General features: G+C 35.1%; 18 protein-coding genes. 12 read left to right on the plus strand and 6 right to left on the minus strand.

All coding sequences use genetic code 11. The annotated features are described in order from the left end of the window. The first annotated feature begins 69 nt into the window (after positions 1 to 69). The gene (locus ICJ84_RS07010) at positions 70 to 726 is read left to right on the plus strand and encodes an HAD family hydrolase (RefSeq protein ID WP_188215661.1); all 657 of its coding nucleotides are present in this window, start codon (positions 70 to 72) and stop codon (positions 724 to 726) included. Here ICJ84_RS07010 and ICJ84_RS07015 read toward each other — a convergent pair. The 5 genes from ICJ84_RS07015 to ICJ84_RS07035 form a co-directional block, all read right to left on the minus strand. Beyond that, positions 718 to 1,140 carry a DM13 domain-containing protein gene (locus ICJ84_RS07015; protein WP_188215662.1) on the minus strand — a complete coding sequence of 141 codons (423 nt, stop codon included), beginning with the start codon at positions 1,138 to 1,140 and terminating at the stop codon, positions 718 to 720. The genes ICJ84_RS07010 and ICJ84_RS07015 overlap by 9 nt on opposite strands. A gap of 65 nt (positions 1,141 to 1,205) precedes the next feature. After that, a complete protein-coding gene (locus ICJ84_RS07020; RefSeq protein ID WP_188215663.1) occupies positions 1,206 to 1,361 on the minus strand; it encodes a hypothetical protein in 156 nt (51 codons plus the stop codon). Positions 1,362 to 1,363: 2 nt separating this feature from the next. After that, complete coding sequence (mscL, locus tag ICJ84_RS07025) at positions 1,364 to 1,810, minus strand: large conductance mechanosensitive channel protein MscL (RefSeq protein WP_188215664.1); 447 nt, start codon at positions 1,808 to 1,810, stop codon at positions 1,364 to 1,366. A 105-nt stretch (positions 1,811 to 1,915) separates the two neighbouring features. Then, positions 1,916 to 5,101, minus strand: a complete 3,186-nt coding sequence (gene ccsA, locus ICJ84_RS07030) for a cytochrome c biogenesis protein CcsA (protein WP_188215665.1) — start codon at positions 5,099 to 5,101, stop codon at positions 1,916 to 1,918. Positions 5,102 to 5,230: 129 nt separating this feature from the next. After that, complete coding sequence (locus ICJ84_RS07035) at positions 5,231 to 5,623, minus strand: group III truncated hemoglobin (protein WP_188215666.1); 393 nt, start codon at positions 5,621 to 5,623, stop codon at positions 5,231 to 5,233. Between the two features lie 59 nt (positions 5,624 to 5,682). Here ICJ84_RS07035 and ICJ84_RS07040 point away from each other — a divergent pair, with 59 nt between their 5' ends. The 11 genes from ICJ84_RS07040 (at position 5,683) to ICJ84_RS07090 (ending at position 16,728) form a co-directional block, all read left to right on the plus strand. Then, positions 5,683 to 6,450, plus strand: coding sequence for a Rossmann-like and DUF2520 domain-containing protein (locus tag ICJ84_RS07040; RefSeq protein ID WP_188215667.1), 768 nt, complete (start codon positions 5,683 to 5,685; stop codon positions 6,448 to 6,450). Further along, positions 6,431 to 6,940 (plus strand): KdsC family phosphatase, encoded by a 510-nt coding sequence (locus ICJ84_RS07045; RefSeq protein WP_188215668.1) that lies wholly within the window; start codon positions 6,431 to 6,433, stop codon positions 6,938 to 6,940. The genes ICJ84_RS07040 and ICJ84_RS07045 overlap by 20 nt, the downstream gene beginning before the upstream one ends. Before the next feature lie 18 nt (positions 6,941 to 6,958). Beyond that, positions 6,959 to 7,276, plus strand: coding sequence for a hypothetical protein (locus tag ICJ84_RS07050; RefSeq protein ID WP_188215669.1), 318 nt, complete (start codon positions 6,959 to 6,961; stop codon positions 7,274 to 7,276). Between the two features lie 11 nt (positions 7,277 to 7,287). Continuing rightward, the gene (locus ICJ84_RS07055) at positions 7,288 to 8,202 is read left to right on the plus strand and encodes a geranylgeranylglycerol-phosphate geranylgeranyltransferase (RefSeq protein WP_188215670.1); all 915 of its coding nucleotides are present in this window, start codon (positions 7,288 to 7,290) and stop codon (positions 8,200 to 8,202) included. Then, positions 8,202 to 8,795, plus strand: a complete 594-nt coding sequence (locus ICJ84_RS07060) for a Maf-like protein (protein WP_188215671.1) — start codon at positions 8,202 to 8,204, stop codon at positions 8,793 to 8,795. Before ICJ84_RS07055 ends, ICJ84_RS07060 begins: the two co-directional genes overlap by 1 nt. A 56-nt stretch (positions 8,796 to 8,851) precedes the next feature. After that, positions 8,852 to 9,391 carry a mechanosensitive ion channel domain-containing protein gene (locus tag ICJ84_RS07065; protein WP_188215672.1) on the plus strand — a complete coding sequence of 180 codons (540 nt, stop codon included), beginning with the start codon at positions 8,852 to 8,854 and terminating at the stop codon, positions 9,389 to 9,391. A 20-nt stretch (positions 9,392 to 9,411) separates the two neighbouring features. Beyond that, positions 9,412 to 10,479, plus strand: coding sequence for a magnesium/cobalt transporter CorA (gene corA / locus ICJ84_RS07070; RefSeq protein WP_188215673.1), 1,068 nt, complete (start codon positions 9,412 to 9,414; stop codon positions 10,477 to 10,479). A gap of 90 nt (positions 10,480 to 10,569) precedes the next feature. Continuing rightward, entirely contained in the window at positions 10,570 to 13,095 is a 2,526-nt protein-coding gene (locus ICJ84_RS07075; protein WP_188215674.1) for a PIG-L family deacetylase, read from the plus strand. 114 nt (positions 13,096 to 13,209) lie between these two features. Continuing rightward, positions 13,210 to 14,976 (plus strand): sodium:solute symporter, encoded by a 1,767-nt coding sequence (locus ICJ84_RS07080; protein WP_188215675.1) that lies wholly within the window; start codon positions 13,210 to 13,212, stop codon positions 14,974 to 14,976. Continuing rightward, on the plus strand, positions 14,976 to 15,962 hold the full coding sequence (locus ICJ84_RS07085) for a Gfo/Idh/MocA family protein (protein ID WP_188215676.1): 987 nt from the start codon (positions 14,976 to 14,978) through the stop codon (positions 15,960 to 15,962). The genes ICJ84_RS07080 and ICJ84_RS07085 overlap by 1 nt, the downstream gene beginning before the upstream one ends. 70 nt (positions 15,963 to 16,032) lie before the next feature. After that, the gene (locus tag ICJ84_RS07090) at positions 16,033 to 16,728 is read left to right on the plus strand and encodes a DsbA family oxidoreductase (protein ID WP_188215677.1); all 696 of its coding nucleotides are present in this window, start codon (positions 16,033 to 16,035) and stop codon (positions 16,726 to 16,728) included. Between the two features lie 53 nt (positions 16,729 to 16,781). On the opposite strand, the gene ICJ84_RS07095 is transcribed toward ICJ84_RS07090, so the two are convergent. Further along, positions 16,782 to 17,630 carry a DUF2911 domain-containing protein gene (locus ICJ84_RS07095; RefSeq protein ID WP_188215678.1) on the minus strand — a complete coding sequence of 283 codons (849 nt, stop codon included), beginning with the start codon at positions 17,628 to 17,630 and terminating at the stop codon, positions 16,782 to 16,784. Positions 17,631 to 17,756: the final 126 nt, after the last annotated feature.

Below are 17,756 nucleotides of genomic sequence, written 5' to 3' on the forward strand. Positions count from 1 at the left end.
GAATTCTATAAAAGGTACGGATTTTTCATATTCTATGACAGTAATCTTTTATATTAGCGCAAAAAAACCATGCTAAAGGCTGTTATATTTGATATGGACGGTGTGATTATTGATAGTGAACCCTTACACTACAAGGCCTACCATAAAATGTTTGAAGAAGTAAACGTGAAGGTTTCACCCGAACTTTATGAGTCATTTACAGGAAAATCCACCTTAAATGTCTGTAAACAGGTTTGTGATATTTTTTATCTAAAGGAAACTCCCGAAACTTTAGTCTCGATAAAAAGAAAACACTACGAATATATTTTCGATAATGATAAAGCCTTTGATTTAATTGATGGTGTTTTAGACCTCATTAAAGATTATCATGCTAATGGGTTAACTTTAGTACTTGGCTCCTCGGCATCTATGCCAAACATTGAGCGTATTTTTAAACGCTTTGATTTAAACCCCTATTTCAAAGCTAAATTAAGTGGTGCGGACTTAAAAGCTTCGAAACCTCATCCTGAAATTTTCATTAAAGCTACTGAAGCCTCAGGATTTAATGCACATGAATGTATGGTAATTGAAGATTCTACCAACGGCATTGAAGCCGCTAAAGGTGCTGGTATTTTCTGTACGGGTTACGACAGCAAGCATTCTAAAAACCAGGATTACAGTAAAGCTGATTTGGTAGTGAAATGTTTCAGTGAAATTCCTTACGAACGCGTCAAACAATTAGTTTAAAACAGCATAACCAAAATTTACAGAAAAAGGCACGCACCAAACAATCACGTGGTTGTACACCTTGTAATCTACATTATCTGGTAAATTGTATTCATAATCTCCCTCAACACCCTTTATGGCCCCTAATGAAAGATAAGTTGATGCAGAAGTATCTGTGGCGAGATAGATTTCAAGATTAGGTCCTTGGTCTGTTTTAAAATTGGTTAAAGACAATACTTTTAGATTCTTATCTATAGTCGCTTTTCCAGAAGTTGGATGCGCACTGGAAACAAAATCACCTGAAAAAGACGCTTCTGTAGATGTCATCTCTTTCATTTCCATATGCTCTTCTGAAATAGTTTCTGAATCTGAAGAAGTTGAGCAGCCCCAAATAAAAAATAACAATATCACTAAAGAAAAATTAAAAATTCTCATAATTAAAGCTTAGTAAGTTTCTAAAGTGGTCGAAGTGCAACTTAAATCATTACAAAAATTTTATTTTAGTTTTCTTTACTTTCTTTAATTTTTTGTTTCAAAGCATTTAAGCGTTCTTTTCGCAATTCAGCTTCTTTACGCTTTTTATTTTTTTTCTGATCTACCAATCTGGAATGCTTAGCTTTATTTTTAGTGTTTTTATCACTACCCGTCTTTGCCATGATTATTTATTCGATTTCATTAAATTATTTTGCTCTTCCATCAGTTTCGTCAACTTTGTTAACAACTCAATATCTTTTGGTGTTGCAACAGTTTCATCCTGAACATCCTGCGATTTACTTCGAAGGCGGTTCATAAATTTTACAACCACAAAAATAGTAAACGAAACGATTAAAAAGTCAATCAAGCTTTCTCCTAGAATTCCATAACCAATAGACACCTCATCTGTTACAATTTGCCCTGAAGTATTCATTACCGCTTGTTTTAAAATGATGCGTTTGTCATGAAAATTAACGCCATTTGTAAGCAACGATAACGGTGGCAAAAACACTTGCTTTACTAAAACATCGATGATTTTATTAAATGCTGCCCCGATAATGATTCCAACAGCCATATCCATCATATTGCCTTTAACAGCAAACTCTTTAAATTCTTTCAATAAATTCTTCATAAGTTCACATTTTAAATGTTACGTTCCCTTTAAAACTAAAAAATCTCGCTAACTTAAATTAAGATTAGCAAGATTTTTTTAAATATTTAAAAGAATATAAACCTCTTATTTTTTGTAATATTTACTGTAACCACGGTAAGCAAAGAACCCTAATACAGCGACAATTCCACAAGCGATTCCAATGAATTTTAAACTCACAATCTGGTCTCCACTCGCATAACTATGAAGTCCGGCTAAATAGAAATTCACGCCGAAATACGTCATCATAATACTAGCGAAAGCTACAATAGACATTAAGTTATAAAACCAACGTCCGCGTAATCCCGGCACCAGACGCATGTGAATCACAAAAGCATACACCATAATACTAATTAAAGCCCAGGTTTCTTTAGGATCCCATCCCCAGTAACGCCCCCAGCTTTCGTTGGCCCACATACCTCCTAAAAAATTTCCTATGGTAAGCATGGTTAAACCAACAGTTAAGGCCATTTCATTAATAATGGTAAGCTCTTGAATATTTAAATCGAGTTTCTTTTTGTTCTTTTCATTAGTAAAAATCATTAATAATAACGACACTACCCCTAAAATCATTCCTAAAGTAAACGGACCATAACTTGCCACGATAACCGCTACGTGAATCATTAACCAGTAACTATTCAATACTGGTTGCAGGTTTGCAATTGCCGGATCCATCCAGTTCCAGTGCGCCACCATTAAAATCATAGATGTTACAAAAGCTGTAGCAGCTATAGTTAAATCACTTTTTCTTCCGAAAGCTAATCCGAAAAATGCGGTTGCCCAGGCTACGTAAATCATAGATTCGTAAGCATCACTCCAAGGCGCATGACCTGAAATATACCAACGCGCAATTAACCCGACGGTATGTAATAGAAACAGACCAACAATAATCACTTTTAGAACCGTTACTGAAATGTTTAAAGCTTTACTTTTCTCTTTAAAAATTTGAATAATCAATAAAACAAACAGCAAAGTACCAGAATACATATACCAGCTAAACAGCTTCTTAAAAATATCGTATTTGTTGTATAAAATTTCGGTTTTAATCTTTTTATCGCTTAACATAACCGAACCTCCGTACTGATGTTGTGTTTTCTTAAACGCCTCTAATAATTTGGATACTTCTGAAAAATCTCCGGATTGTTTTGCTTGATTTAAAGTAAATAAATAAGCTTTGAAACCATTTTTAATGAAGTTCCCGTATAAAGAATCCTGAATTTTATAGTTTCCGAATTTATAATCGTACGCTGATATCCATTTATTATTTGGATCGTCAGGAATTGGAAATATCTTTAAAGACATTCCTTCTATCGTGTTGTACAGCAAATTAACGCGTTGATCGGCTTCCTTAAATTCCTTTTGAAAAGCATTTGGCGTTAACGCCTTATAAGCTTCATCTAAATATGGTGCTAATTTATAACGCCCTTGATCTGTGAAGAAGTCTGCTAAAGCTACATACTTCGCTTCTTTAGATACGCCGATAAGACTTCGAATAGAATCGTCTTTTTTAGCTTTTAAATAAATGATTGGCACGTTATACCAAAGCATTGGACTTTCCTGAATGGATAAAAACACCTGATTGGCATCAAAATTTTCGTAAGTATCATTCTTACTCAGTTTACGCAACATCTCAGATGCATAAGTATTCACCGGCATCATACGTCCGCTTAAATCCTGAATAACCAAATGACCGAAATCTTCAGCCACTTCCTTAGGCGTAATATTGGCTGCTAAAACAGAATCAATTTGGGCCTTTGATGCTTTATTGTGGTCATGCCCATCATGGTCTGAATGCGTTTGTGCAAAAGCATTCATTCCTAAACATAGTAACACCAAACTTAACAACTTTACTTTCTTGGATTTTACTTTCTCAAGCATGACTTTTAATTCACCAAAACGAGAACCTTTAACAAATAATATAGCCATTAATCCGGCATATAATAAGAAATACCCAATGTAAGTTAATAGCGTTCCCCAGTAATCATGGTTTACCGAAAGAATCGTTCCTTTTTCATCCGGATCGAAACTCGACTGAAAAAAACGATATCCACGGTGATCCAGAATGTTATTCATAAAAATTTTATAATCGAAGTTTCCTTCCTCCTCATCAATCACCGTCACTTTACTTGAAAACGCCGAATACCCTTTTTCTGTTCCCGGATAACGTTCTGCTTCAAAATCGTTTAGTTTTATTGAAAATGGTAATTCCAATACTTTAGAACCGTATTTAAAGGCAAAATCTAACCCGCCGACTTTTATTTGCTTAAAGGCATTGTTCATTCCCATTCCGCCTAACAATCCAACACGTTGTGTTTCACCTCCAGTGGTTACTTTCAACACCACACCATCTGAATCATTTTTCAATATTTGTGATTTCTGAACAATATCAAATTCCCCCTTCACAACAGGCTTAGGAAATACCATTTGCATATCACCAATAACATAGCGCGAACGTAACATTAATGGCTGAATACTATCTTTAACCAGTTTCCCTTGGGCCATTGTCGCCATAACCATATACTCCCCTTCAAACGGCGATTCAATATTTAACTGGTCGTTTTCATAAGTAATATTAATCGCTCCGGGGGTTGGTTTGTTTAGCGCGAATAATACGTTGTGAATACTCTGAACTTCTCCAACTTTTAAAAAGTGGTTATGTGGAGCCCCGCCTCCGGCTTCTACTATTTTTAAATATTCCTCACCATCTTCGGCAGGCACAATATCTTCTTCTGCGCCTTTTACAAACTTCTCTAATTCAATGGTTACTGGTTGCTGATCGTAACGTGTTTCAATTTTAAAATCATTATCCAAGCGACTTGAAAAATCGACCTTACGTTCTAGAGGCAAACGCTGTGGAACGCCATCAATTTCATAGTCACCATCAATATAAGTGGTTATATAAGTTTCTCTGGAAAGGAACGTGTTTTCTGTTGCTCCTTCACGAATCGCCATCATCCCTTCAAAACTAATGTATCTTGTTATACCTGCTCCAACAATGATGAAAATGAACGCTAAATGCAGTAAAAGTGTTGCCCATTTTTCTTTTTTGTGTAACCTGTAACGGAAAATATTTCCGAAAAAATTGATTACAAAAAGTACCATGATACCTTCGAACCACCAGGTATTATAAATTAAATTTCTAGTATACGCTGTTGGCGAAGTTTCCTGCCCGGCATCTAAAAACGTACCGATGGCCATAGCTGCGGCAAAAGCAATAAATAAAATAGATGTTAGACGAGTTGAAAAAAGAATTTTGGAGAGTTTATTTTGCATAATACGAACCCTTTTTTGAGGTCGTGCAAATTTAAGTATTTCAATTAACTTAGAATTGTTAAAATTAGAAAGAATTGTTAATCAAATCCTAATGTTTAAAACCTATCCAATAATAGTCGTACTTTAAACTTACTCAGGTTGACGCGCTTTAAAAATTTCCATATAAAGAAAGGTTCCCATTTTTCGAGCACGACGCTTGGCGTTTTCGGCATAATCGCCTTCAAACAGCTCATCAATAGTTTGAAACCATAAGTTTAACCACAGCCCGAAATGCTCGTTGGTAATACTATGATTATTCGCTGCATCTACTTTTACATGTACTTCCAAAGGATTCCCTAAATACTTGGTTTTTAAAAACAAACTCGAATCCCAAAAGGTAGTTAGCTTTTCAATATGAGCCTCCCAGTCGGAGATGACATTATTAAAAAACGGTCCTAAAACAGCATCTTGTCGAATTTTATCATAAAACGACGACACCAGTAAAAAAACATCTTCACGTGTTGTAATATCTTTTTTAGCCATAGTAAACAAAGATAACCGATTCGGTTTTTATATCAGGCAATATTCTCTATTTTTGCAATATGATTTCAGTAGTAATTCTTGGTGCAGGCAATGTAGCCACACACTTATTCAAAGCTTTTAAAACAACAGAAACTATTAATGTTGTACAATGGTACAACCGTAATTCAGATAGTTTAAACACTTACAAAAATGAGGTTGCTATTACCGACGATTTATCACAATTGGCTGAGGCTGATGTGTATATTGTTGCGGTGAGTGACGATGCTGTAAAAGGTTTAACAAAAAAGCTTCCGTTTGAAAACAGACTGGTCGTTCATACCTCTGGAACGGTAAAAATCAGTGATATTGATAAAAAGAATCGTCAAGGCGTATTTTATCCACTGCAAAGTTTTAGTAAATCGGCCAAATTAGATTTCGCTAATGTGCCTATCTGTATTGAAGCCATTAAAAGTGAAGATTATCATTTACTCAAGGATATGGCTATTGCCATTGGAAGCCCAACTAAAAAAGTCAATACCGATCAGCGCAAAGTATTACACTTAGCGGCTGTTTTCGTAAACAACTTTACCAATCAACTTTACCGTGTGGCTCATGAAATCACAGAAAGTGAAGGTGCCGAATTCGACTTATTAAAACCGCTTATTTTAGAAACTGCTAAAAAAGTTCAGGAACTATCGCCATACATGGCACAAACGGGTCCGGCAAAACGCAACGATAAAAAAACACTGAATAATCACGCAAAACTGTTAACCAATAAACATCATAAAGAGATTTATGATTTGCTAACAAAATCGATACAACATACCCATGGAAGAAAAAAGCTATAAAGAGTATTTACAACATATTACCACCTTCATTTTTGATGTTGATGGTGTTTTAACGGACGGTTCATTAAACGTAACCTCAACAGGAGAATTATTGAGAACTATGAATGTTCGCGATGGTTTTGCCTTAAAATTCGCCGTGAATACCGGTTATAATGTGGCTATAATTTCTGCAGGACAAAACGAAGGCGTAAAAGTTCGACTAGAGGCTTTAGGTGTAAATCCGGTTTATCTTGGTGCTAGTAATAAAGCTGAACAATTTAAATCCTATATTGAAGCAAATAATATTAAAGCTGAAAATGTTTTATATATGGGTGACGACATTCCTGATCATGCTGTTATGCAATTGGTTGGTTTACCAAGTTGCCCGCAGGACGCTGTTCCGGAAATAAAAAGTATTGCTAAATACATCTCACACAAAAAAGGTGGTGAAGGTGCCGTTCGCGATGTTATTGAACAAGTTTTAAAAGTACAAGGGAAATGGGTGTTTTAGCCTTAAATCAATAAAACTTTGAAAAGAATCAGCAGACGGATTGCTAATAATTTTGGTTACATAGGTTTTGGAAATAACCAGAATGTATTTAACCAAAAATCAGCAATTCCGTTTTCTGATTTAAAAGACAAACTTCACAGAACCACACTCGATCATCATCAGCTTGATTTTCATCATCATTCCCTTAGCAAAGCTGAAAAAGAAACCATAAAACAAAAAATCAGAAAAGAAGCTAAGCTGCAAAACAGGAAAATTTTTGCTGTTTTTACAATACTTTTAATCGGCGTGTTATACTTCATTAAAACACTTATTGATAGTTTAATGTCTAATATCTAAAGCCCACACTCTTGAAGTATTTAAACCTTATACGCTGGAAAAACCTCCTGATGATTGTTATGGTGCAATTACTGATAAAATACGCACTTTTAGAACCTTATAGTGTTGACACAAGCTTGGATGGTTTAGGAATTTTCATATTGATACTGGCCACCATTTGTGTTGCTGCTGCCGGAAATATCATTAACGATATTTGCGACATCAATACCGATTTCATCAACAAACCAGATAGACTGATTGTAAGTAAGACAGTTTCAGAACAAACGGCTTACAACCTGTTTATCGCCTTTAATGTTACAGGCGTTGGTTTAGGATATTACTTGTCTTACAGCGTTGGTAAAAGTGGGTTCTTTGCGATTTTTGTTATCATTTCGGCTTTGCTGTATATTTATGCCACTTACTTAAAATCGTTGTTTTTAATAGGAAATCTAGTCATCTCGATTTTAGTTGCATGTAGTATTTTAATTGTTGGTTTATTTGATATACTACCTGCCGTTTCTGAAATAAATCAACAAACGCAGCTATTCTTTTTCAAAATTATTTTCAACTATGCTCTGTTTGCCTTTATCATTAATTTACTTCGTGAAATTGTTAAAGATATTGAAGATATTGAAGGTGACACAAAAACAGGTATGCACACCTTACCCATAGTTATCGGACAAAAAAAAACAACTTATATTGTATTTGTGCTAACCATAATAACTACAGGTATTCTCTTTTTTTATGTATTCAATAGTCTGTACAAAAATATCATAGCTAGTCTTTATTTTCTTGGTTTCATTATTACTCCTTTAATCTTTATATCTATTAAAATTATTGTTGCTGAAGATCAAAAAGCTTTCCATCAGGTAAGTAACCTCTTTAAAATAATTATGCTTTTCGGAATGCTTTCATTACTTTTATACAAGTATATTTTACTTAAATAATGTTAGACGAAAAACTAAAAAACCACCATATTATATTAGCCTCAGGTTCACCAAGACGACAAAATTTCTTTAAAAATCTGGGCTTAGATTTCGAAATTCGACTGAAACCAGTAAAAGAAGACTACCCGTCTCGTCTCACCCATTTTGAAATCAGTAATTATTTAGCTCAGCTGAAAGCTTTGCCGTATAAAGATGAACTTAAGTCTAACGACATTTTAATTACAAGCGACACTATTGTTTGGCATAACCATGAAGCTTTAGGAAAACCCGAAAATGAAACAGAAGCTTACGAAATGCTCAAATCATTAAGTGATAAGACCCATCAGGTGATTACTTCAGTTTGCTTTACAACCACAACTTCTGAAAAAACCTTGTATAGCATTACCGATGTCACTTTTAAAGCGTTAACCGAAGACGAAATATGGTATTACATTAATACCTGCAAACCTTTTGACAAAGCAGGTTCTTATGGTATTCAGGAATGGATTGGTCAAATTGGCGTTACCGAAATTAAAGGCTCATACTTCAACGTTATGGGTTTACCAACACACTTAGTTTACAAGACATTAAACAGTATTGCTGAAACGTTTTAAATATTTCTTTTAGAGATAAAAAAACAAGCTCATGTTTAATTTTAAAAATTCAAATTATGGTTTTAGACTTACTACAAGACAATAAAAAAGAAATTATTCTTTCTGGAATTATTATCATCATATTACTGGTTATCTTCTACACTTTAAATTTTGCGGTCACCAAAATCGCCAAGAAAAGTGGTTTTAACGATGCCCGTATTCGACTTGTAAGACGCTATATTCATGTCACGCTTTTCTTTACAGGGCTTATTTCATTGGCCTATATTTTTGGCACCGACTTTAAAGATTTAGCCGTTATTTTCTCATCGGTGTTCGCGGTTATTGGTGTTGGCTTTGTGGCGGTTTGGTCTATTTTAAGCAACATCACTTCCGGAGTTATTATGTTTTTTAACTTTCCGCACAAAGTAGGCGATAAAATTAAAATTCACGATAGTGATTTCCCTATTATTGGAATAATTGAAGATATTGCCGCTTTTCATCTTCATTTAAGATTAGATAATGGCGATCTGGTAACTTATCCTAATAATTTAATGTTACAACGCGCCGTAACACTCATAAAAAAGGATGCTATTGAAGATGATGCTGAAGCTGTTTAAATATTCTATATATTTATAACATGGCTAAGAAAAGAACAAAAAAGCAACACAAAAAGTCTGGATTAGCACCGGGAAGTGTAATTTATACTGGCGATAAATCAGATAAAAATCTGTTTATTGAAGTCTTCGATTATAATAAAGACCAGTGCATAGAAAAAGAATTACACAGCGTTGAAGAAGCTTTTGAATTTAAACTTACCGACTGCGTTTCCTGGATTAATGTAAACGGACTTAACCATGTTGATTCTATTGAAAAAATAGGTACACATTACAATCTTCACCCCTTGGTTATTGAAGATTTAGTAAGCATTTCACAACGTCCAAAAATTGATGAATATGAAGATTATTTGTTTGTTGTTCTCAAAATGCTACACCTTGATGCCGAAGAAAAACTCAATTATGAGCAGGTTAGTTTCATTTTAGGATCGAATTACGTGTTATCGTTTCAGGAATCTGAAGGCGATGTTTTTGGTTCGGTGAGAGAACGTATTCGTCAAGGCAAAGGACGTGTTCGAACCATGCAATCTGATTATCTGCTTTATATTCTTATGGACGCCATCGTTGATGAATATTTTAGTGTTATTGAAACTTTAGGTGATAAAATTGAAGATTTAGAAACCGATATTTTTGAAGGAAGTATTGAAGAGTCAGCCACCAAAGATATTCAGGAACTAAAAAAAGAAGTGTTAAAAGTAAGACGCTCCATTTTCCCGCTTCGCGAAGTAATAAACCGGATTGAAAAACACGAAAGCGCATTAATTCAGCAACGCACTAAAACTTATTACAGAGACATTTACGACCATTTAATTCAAGTTACAGAAAACATTGATATTTATCGTGAAATGCTTTGGAGTTTAATGGACATGTACATGACCACCATTAGCAACAAGATGAACGAGGTCATGAAAGTACTTACCATCATGGCTTCCATCTTCATCCCGCTAACCTTTATTGCAGGTATTTACGGTATGAATTTCGATTACATTCCCGAACTGCATTACAAATACTCATATTTTATTCTATGGGGTGTTATGATTGCGCTTTTCATTGCCATGCTATTTTATTTTAAGCGTAAAAAATGGCTGTAAATGCAGACTATTTTAACGTTAAAGAAACTTTAAAACCATCGTTTACCGCTATTTACTTTGGTATATTTGGATTTAGCTAACAACTTAACCATGCAAAAAATTACCTTATCGTTCCTTTTTATATTCTTAACCTTTTCGTTTACACAGGCTCAAAAACCTAAAGCTCCGGCCTCTGCCGAAATTTATGAATCCATTCAAAAACTAAACTTTTTAGGATCGGTTTTATATATTGCCGCACATCCCGATGACGAAAACACCCGACTTATCTCTTACATGTCGAATCATGTAAAAGCCAGAACGGCGTATTTATCGCTAACCCGTGGTGATGGCGGACAAAACCTTATTGGCCCTGAAATCAGAGAACTTTTAGGCGTCATAAGAACTCAGGAATTATTAGCAGCACGCCGTGTAGATGGTGGCGAACAGCTATTCACAAGAGCCAACGATTTTGGATATTCGAAACACCCTGATGAAACATTAGAAATCTGGGAAAAAGATGAAATTCTAAGCGATGTGGTTTTAGCCATTCGTGAATTTCAACCCGATATTATTATCAATCGATTCGATCACAGAACACCCGGTACAACACACGGACATCACACCACTTCAGCTATGCTAAGTTACGATGCTTTCGATTTAGCCAACGACAAAGCGGCATTTCCTGAGCAATTAGAGACTACTGAAACCTGGGAACCAAAACGCCTATTTTTTAACACCAACTCCTGGTTTTATCGTAGTCAGGAAGACTTCGATAAAGCAGACAAAAGCAATATGCTAAACTTCGATATTGGAGTTTACTATCCGCTTAAAGGTTTATCTAACAACGAAATTGCGTCAATTGCCAGCAGTCAGCACCTGTGTCAAGGCTTTGGTAGACTGCATCAACGTGGCTCTCAAAAGGAATATGTTGAATTTTTAAAAGGTGAACCGATTACCAACAAAACCGATATTTTTTCTGGAATTGACACTTCTTGGAATCGTGTTAAAGGAGGAAAAGCCATCGGAGATATTTTATATCCAATTGAAAAGAATTTCAACTTCAACAATCCATCTGTTCACATTCCTGAACTTTTAAAAGCTTTCAAATTACTACAAAACATTAAAAATAAACATTGGAAAGTTCAAAAAACCAAAGAGCTAAAACAGATTATTGAAATGTGTGCCGGATTGTATTTGGAAGCTTCAGCTGAAGCGCCTTCAAGCACGCCAGATACTTCTATGAAAATCAATATTGAAGCTTTAAACAGAAGTAATGAAAACATTGTTTTAGAAAGCATAACCCAAACCGACGGCAAAACATTAAATAAAAGCCTGGTACTAAAAAATAATAATTCGGAAAAATTTGAAACCTCATTTCATATTTCTGAAACCGAAAAATATACCACACCTTACTGGCTGGAAACCAAAGGTTCTTTAGGTATGTACACTGTTGAGGATAAATCTCTAATTGGTAAACCGGAAACACCAAGATCTGTCATTATCAATTTCAACTTAAAAATCAACGGTACGCCTATCACATTAAGTAAACCGGTTATTTATCGCTATTCAAAACCTGATAAAGGTGAATTGTACCGTCCGTTTGAAATCATTCCGGAAGCTTCAGCCAAGATTACTGAAAAGGTTATTATTTTCGATAACGGTAAAGCGCACAACATAACATTGATTGTAAAAGCGGGGCACGATAACGTAAAAGGTTTTGCTGAAATTAGTCATCCTGAAAACTGGACGGTTTACCCAGAGCGACAAGAGGTAAACATCTTTAATAAAGGCGAAGAGCAAACCTTAATTTTTACTGTGATTCCTCCTAAAAATCAAGATGAAGGTTATATTAGTCCTATACTTCACATAGGAGACAAAACTTATTCGAAAGAACTTATTGAAATTAACTACGAGCACATTCCCTATCAAACCGTATTGCTGCCTAGCGAAAGTAAAGTGGTGCGATTAGATATTAAAAAATATGGTGAAAACATTGCCTATATTGCTGGTGCCGGTGACGTTGTCCCTGAAAGCTTAGAACAAATTGGCTACAATGTAAGAACTATTACCCCTCAAGACATCACTACAGAGTCTTTAAAACCTTTTGATGCAGTGGTTGTAGGTATAAGAGCTTATAACACGATAGACAATTTAAAATTCAAACAAGAAATATTATTCGACTTTGTGAAAGCTGGTGGCAATATGATTGTGCAATACAATACCAATCATGGACTAAAAACAGAGCAATTAGCACCTTATAGCTTATCGATTTCCAGAGATCGTGTAACTGATGAAAATGCAGAGGTTCAAATTTTACACCCAGAACATCCTTTACTAAATACACCAAACAAAATCACCCAACAGGATTTTGAAGGCTGGACACAAGAACGCGGACTTTATTTCCCTAACCAATGGGATAAAGCCTTTACGCCTATTCTATCAATGCATGACAAAGATGAATCGGCAAAAGAAGGAAGCTTATTGGTAGCTAAATACGGAAAAGGCTATTACATTTACACAGGCTTAAGCTTTTTCAGAGAGTTTCCTGAAGGCGTTTCGGGAGCATACCGCCTATTTGCCAACATGCTTTCTATTGGAAAAGACGATTTAAAGCATAACCAACAACTAAACGACTAATTATGAATACTAAGGACCAACCCAAACCCAAGTGGTTAAAATTATATTCGCTGGTATTAATCGCTAATGCCATTTACTTTATTCTTTTTTATATAATCACCAAGGCCTTTTAATATGCAAACATTAAACTGGATCGATTGGGTCGTCTTAAGTATTACCCTTGTCGCTATTGTAGCCTATGGCACCTGGCAAACAAGAGGAAGTAAAAATGTAAAAGATTATTTAAAAGGCGGAAATACATCACATTGGTGGACGATTGGATTATCGGTTATGGCGACTCAGGCCAGCGCCATTACATTTCTATCAACGCCTGGTCAAGCCTTTAACGACGGCATGGGGTTTGTGCAATTTTATTTTGGACTACCTATTGCTATGATTGTCATTTGTATGGTATTTATTCCTTTATATCATCGTTTGAAAGTGTATACGGCTTATGAATTTTTAGAAAACCGCTTCGATTTAAAAACCAGAACTCTAACCGCTATTCTATTCTTAATTCAACGGGGGTTAGCAGCAGGAATTACCATTTTCGCTCCCGCTATAATACTATCGGTTGTGTTAGGTTGGGATTTATTAACCCTGAATATCGCCATTGGCGCATTGGTTATTATTTATACCGTTTCTGGCGGAACGCGTGCTGTTAATGTAACTCAAAAGCATCAAATGATAGTCATTTTCATCGGGATGCTCGTCGCTTTCTTTTTAATAGTTGGCGATTTACCACAAGATATTACCTTTAGAAAGGCCCTAGATATTGCCGGTGCCAACGGTAAAATGAAAGTTTTAGATTTTTCTTTCAATTTGAATAACCGCTATACCGTTTGGAGTGGTCTTATTGGAGGAACCTTTTTAATGCTCTCTTATTTCGGAACCGACCAAAGTCAGGTGCAACGTTATCTTTCAGGAAAATCGGTTAAAGAAATGCAATTAGGTTTAATCTTCAACGGCCTTTTAAAAGTACCTATGCAATTCTTCATTCTACTGGTTGGTGTTATGGTATTTGTGTTTTATCAGTTTAACGAAGCACCTATAAACTTTAACCCTACAGCAACCGAACTCGTGTTGAATTCAGAATACGCCGAAGATTACAAAGCATTGCAACAACAACAAAAAGACATCTTCAATGAAAAGCAAAGTCTTATCTCTTCGTTTTTAAATACTAAAAATGATGTAACCAAGATGCAATTAGCGAAAATGAATCAAGCTTCTGAAAACATTAAACGCGAAGCTCGAAAACTCATTGAAAAAGCCGGAGAACAACAACAGATAAAAGTAGAAAGTAATGATAAAGACTATGTGTTTATTCATTTCATTTTAAATAATCTGCCACGTGGCCTTATCGGATTGTTGCTTGCCGTTATTTTAAGTGCCGCAATGTCCAGCACTGCCAGTGAATTAAACGCTTTGGGTTCCATCACAACTATTGACTTATATAAGAGAAATACAGAAGAGAAAACCGAAGAACAAATGGTTGCTGCTTCAAAATGGTTCACGCTGCTTTGGGGAATTTTAGCCATTGGTGTGGCTTGTATTGCCGAGCTTGCCGAAAATCTTATTCAGTTAGTTAATATCATTGGTTCTATTTTCTATGGAAACCTTCTGGGTATCTTTTTGGTTGCCTTTTTCTTTAAAAGTGTAAAAGGAAACGCTGTATTTATTAGCGGAATTGCTACACAAATCATTATCATAGGCTTATACTTTCTAAACCTTTACAACTTTATAAACCTTCCGTTTCTTTGGTTAAATTTTGTAGGCTGTATCATTGTTATTATTTTAAGTTTACTTATCGATTTTAATAAAACAACACATTTCGACAAAGGTATTTTAGCAGCGCTTATCGGCATACTATCTTATTTCGGATCTTTAATTATTTATAACTAATGAAAAAAAATTATCAACATAGAACTATACGCTGGGGAATTATTGGTTTAGGAAAAATAGCTGATAAATTTGCTACCGACCTAGCGACCATTGCTGATGCAGAATTATATGCCGTAGCCTCAAGACAACAGGAAAAAGCCGATGCATTTGCAAAAAAACACAAGGCTACAGTTGCGTACGACAAGTATGATGCTTTAGTTAACGATTCTAAGGTAGATGCGGTTTATATCGGAACTCCTCATGCGCTTCACAAAGAAAACACCTTAATGTGTTTAGAAAAAGGCATTGCCGTGTTATGCGAAAAGCCTTTTGCTATGAATTCCTCTGAAGTGGAAAATATGATTGCTATTGCCAAAGCCAATAACACCTTATTAATGGAAGCGCTTTGGACGTACTTTTTACCACATTATCGATATGTATTACAACTTATAAAAGATAAAACCTATGGCGAAGTAAAATCTTTAAAAGCCGATTTCGGATTTCAGCGTCCTTACGATACCGACACCAGGCTTTTTAATAAGGATTTAGGCGGCGGAAGCCTTTTAGATATTGGTATATATCCAATTTTTGCCAGTTTATCGTCACTAGGCATTCCTAATCAAATTGAAGCTAGCGCTACCTTTTTTGAAAATGGTACCGATTCCACCTGTGATATGATTTTTAGTTACGATAATAACATTACAAGTCAATTAAAAAGTTCGCTTGTTGAAGACCTTCCAACGCAAGCTATTTTTGAATGCGACAAAGCCACTATTAAAATCAATACGCAATTTCATGCGCCTTCAACTGTAACAATTATTATTGACGGTAAAGAGGAAATAAAAGATTTCAATTACAATACTATTGGTTATAATTTCGAAACCATTCACTTTAATAACCTGCTTCGTGAAGGAAAAACCGAAAGTGATATTATGACGTTTGATTTCAGCAGAAATCTGATTAACACATTAGATAGGGTTAGAAAACTCATTAAGTTAGAATATTAATAACGTATAATTCTTGTTTTTGAAAGTTTCATTCACCGCATACGTCTAACCCAAAATAAAAAAGAAAAAGATGCATATAAAAATATGGTCCGATATACGATGTCCTTTTTGTTATATCGGAAAAAAACATTTTGAAGCTGCCTTAAACAGTTTCCCTGAAAAAGAAAAGATAACTGTAGAATGGAAAAGCTTTGAGCTCGATCCGAATTTAAAAACTACTACAACTACAGATGCCTTAACACATTTTGTAGATAGCAAAGGAATTGACCGAGAACGCGCTAAACATATGTTTAACAACGTAACCTCTATGGCTGCAAATACAGGTTTGGATTTTAATTTAGAAAATTCTATCCCTGCAAACTCCTTTAATGCACATCGCCTGTTACATTTTGCAAAACAAGAAGGTTTGGCTCACAAAACCAAAGAAGCTTTGCTACAAGCACATTTAACCGAAGGCAAAAACATTGATGATCATACGGTTTTATTAGATCTTTCAAAATCTATAGGTTTAGATACTTTCAAAGTGAAACACATGTTAGAATCTGATGATTTCGCGTATGAAGTAAGACAAGACGAAATGGAAGCCAGAAACTTAGGTATTAACTCTGTTCCCTTCTTTGTTTTAGATAATAAATATGGGGTTTCGGGAGCGCAACCTGTTGAAGTCTTTAAACAAGCCCTTCAGGACGCTTGGGAAAAACACCAAAGTAAACTAACAATTGTTGCAAATGATAATTCCTGTGATATAAACGGGAACTGTAATTAATAAAAAAAAGCGCCTAAAATAAGGCGCTTTTTTTATATACTTTCAAATGGCAATTACATAGCCCCCCACTCTTTTAAAGAATCTTTATTCATTTTCACATAATCGGCATTTCCGGCAGCTTCAGCACCTGCTAACGACTTCTTAGCCGCAGCAATAGCACCTTTCTTATCTCCTGCTTTTGCATAAATTAAAGATTGCTGTCTTAATTGCCAAAACGGTGCTTTATCACCAGACATGGCAATCGATTTATCAATCCATTCTTTTGCTTGATTAATATCTTTTCCTTCCTGTAAATAATAAACCGCAGCAGAGAAATAATCTCCTGCAGCTGGTCCATTCATTGTTCTTTCGATAGAAGCTGAAACTAAAGATTCTGTTGGCACATCAATCTTAACTCCGGCATAAACATTCTCCCACAAAATACCTAAAACCGCCGAATTATTTGTTAAATCGTCAAAGCTCATCGTAAAGGTTTCAATATCTTCAGACATCTTATAAACTTCGGCTTTAGCCTTAGCAACGACTTTAGAATCGTCCCACTTTTGAGGCGTTCCCCAGTTTGATGTATCATTATAAAATACAACCTCCCAAGAATCTTTTCCCGGAGTGGCAAAAATAGCATATTCTCCTGCCTTAACTGTTGAATCTCCTATAATAACATCAGTACTAAAACTAATTTTAGTATTCGCATTTGCTCCTAATCGCCAAAGCTTATCGTAAGGCACTAAATCTCCAAAAACAGCTCTACCTCTCATACTTGGTCGACTATATTCTAAAGTCATATCCGTTAATCCAACCGTTTGCATCAATTTAGATGACGGACTTGGTTGTGGTGTCTTAATTTGCGAAAAGCCCGAAAAAGACACTGCTAAAAATAATACTGAAGCTAAAATTTTTTTCATTTTAAAATGGTTGTTTTAATTATCGATTCCTAAAATTAATAAAACAAGTCGTTATTCTTATTAATAAATGCTTAAATAATACGACTATTCATTCTTCTAAAATAAGCAAATGCTATAAAAGACAAC

The organism is Aestuariibaculum suncheonense (assembly GCF_014596935.1).
Taxonomy (GTDB): Bacteria; Bacteroidota; Bacteroidia; order Flavobacteriales; family Flavobacteriaceae; genus Aestuariibaculum; species Aestuariibaculum suncheonense.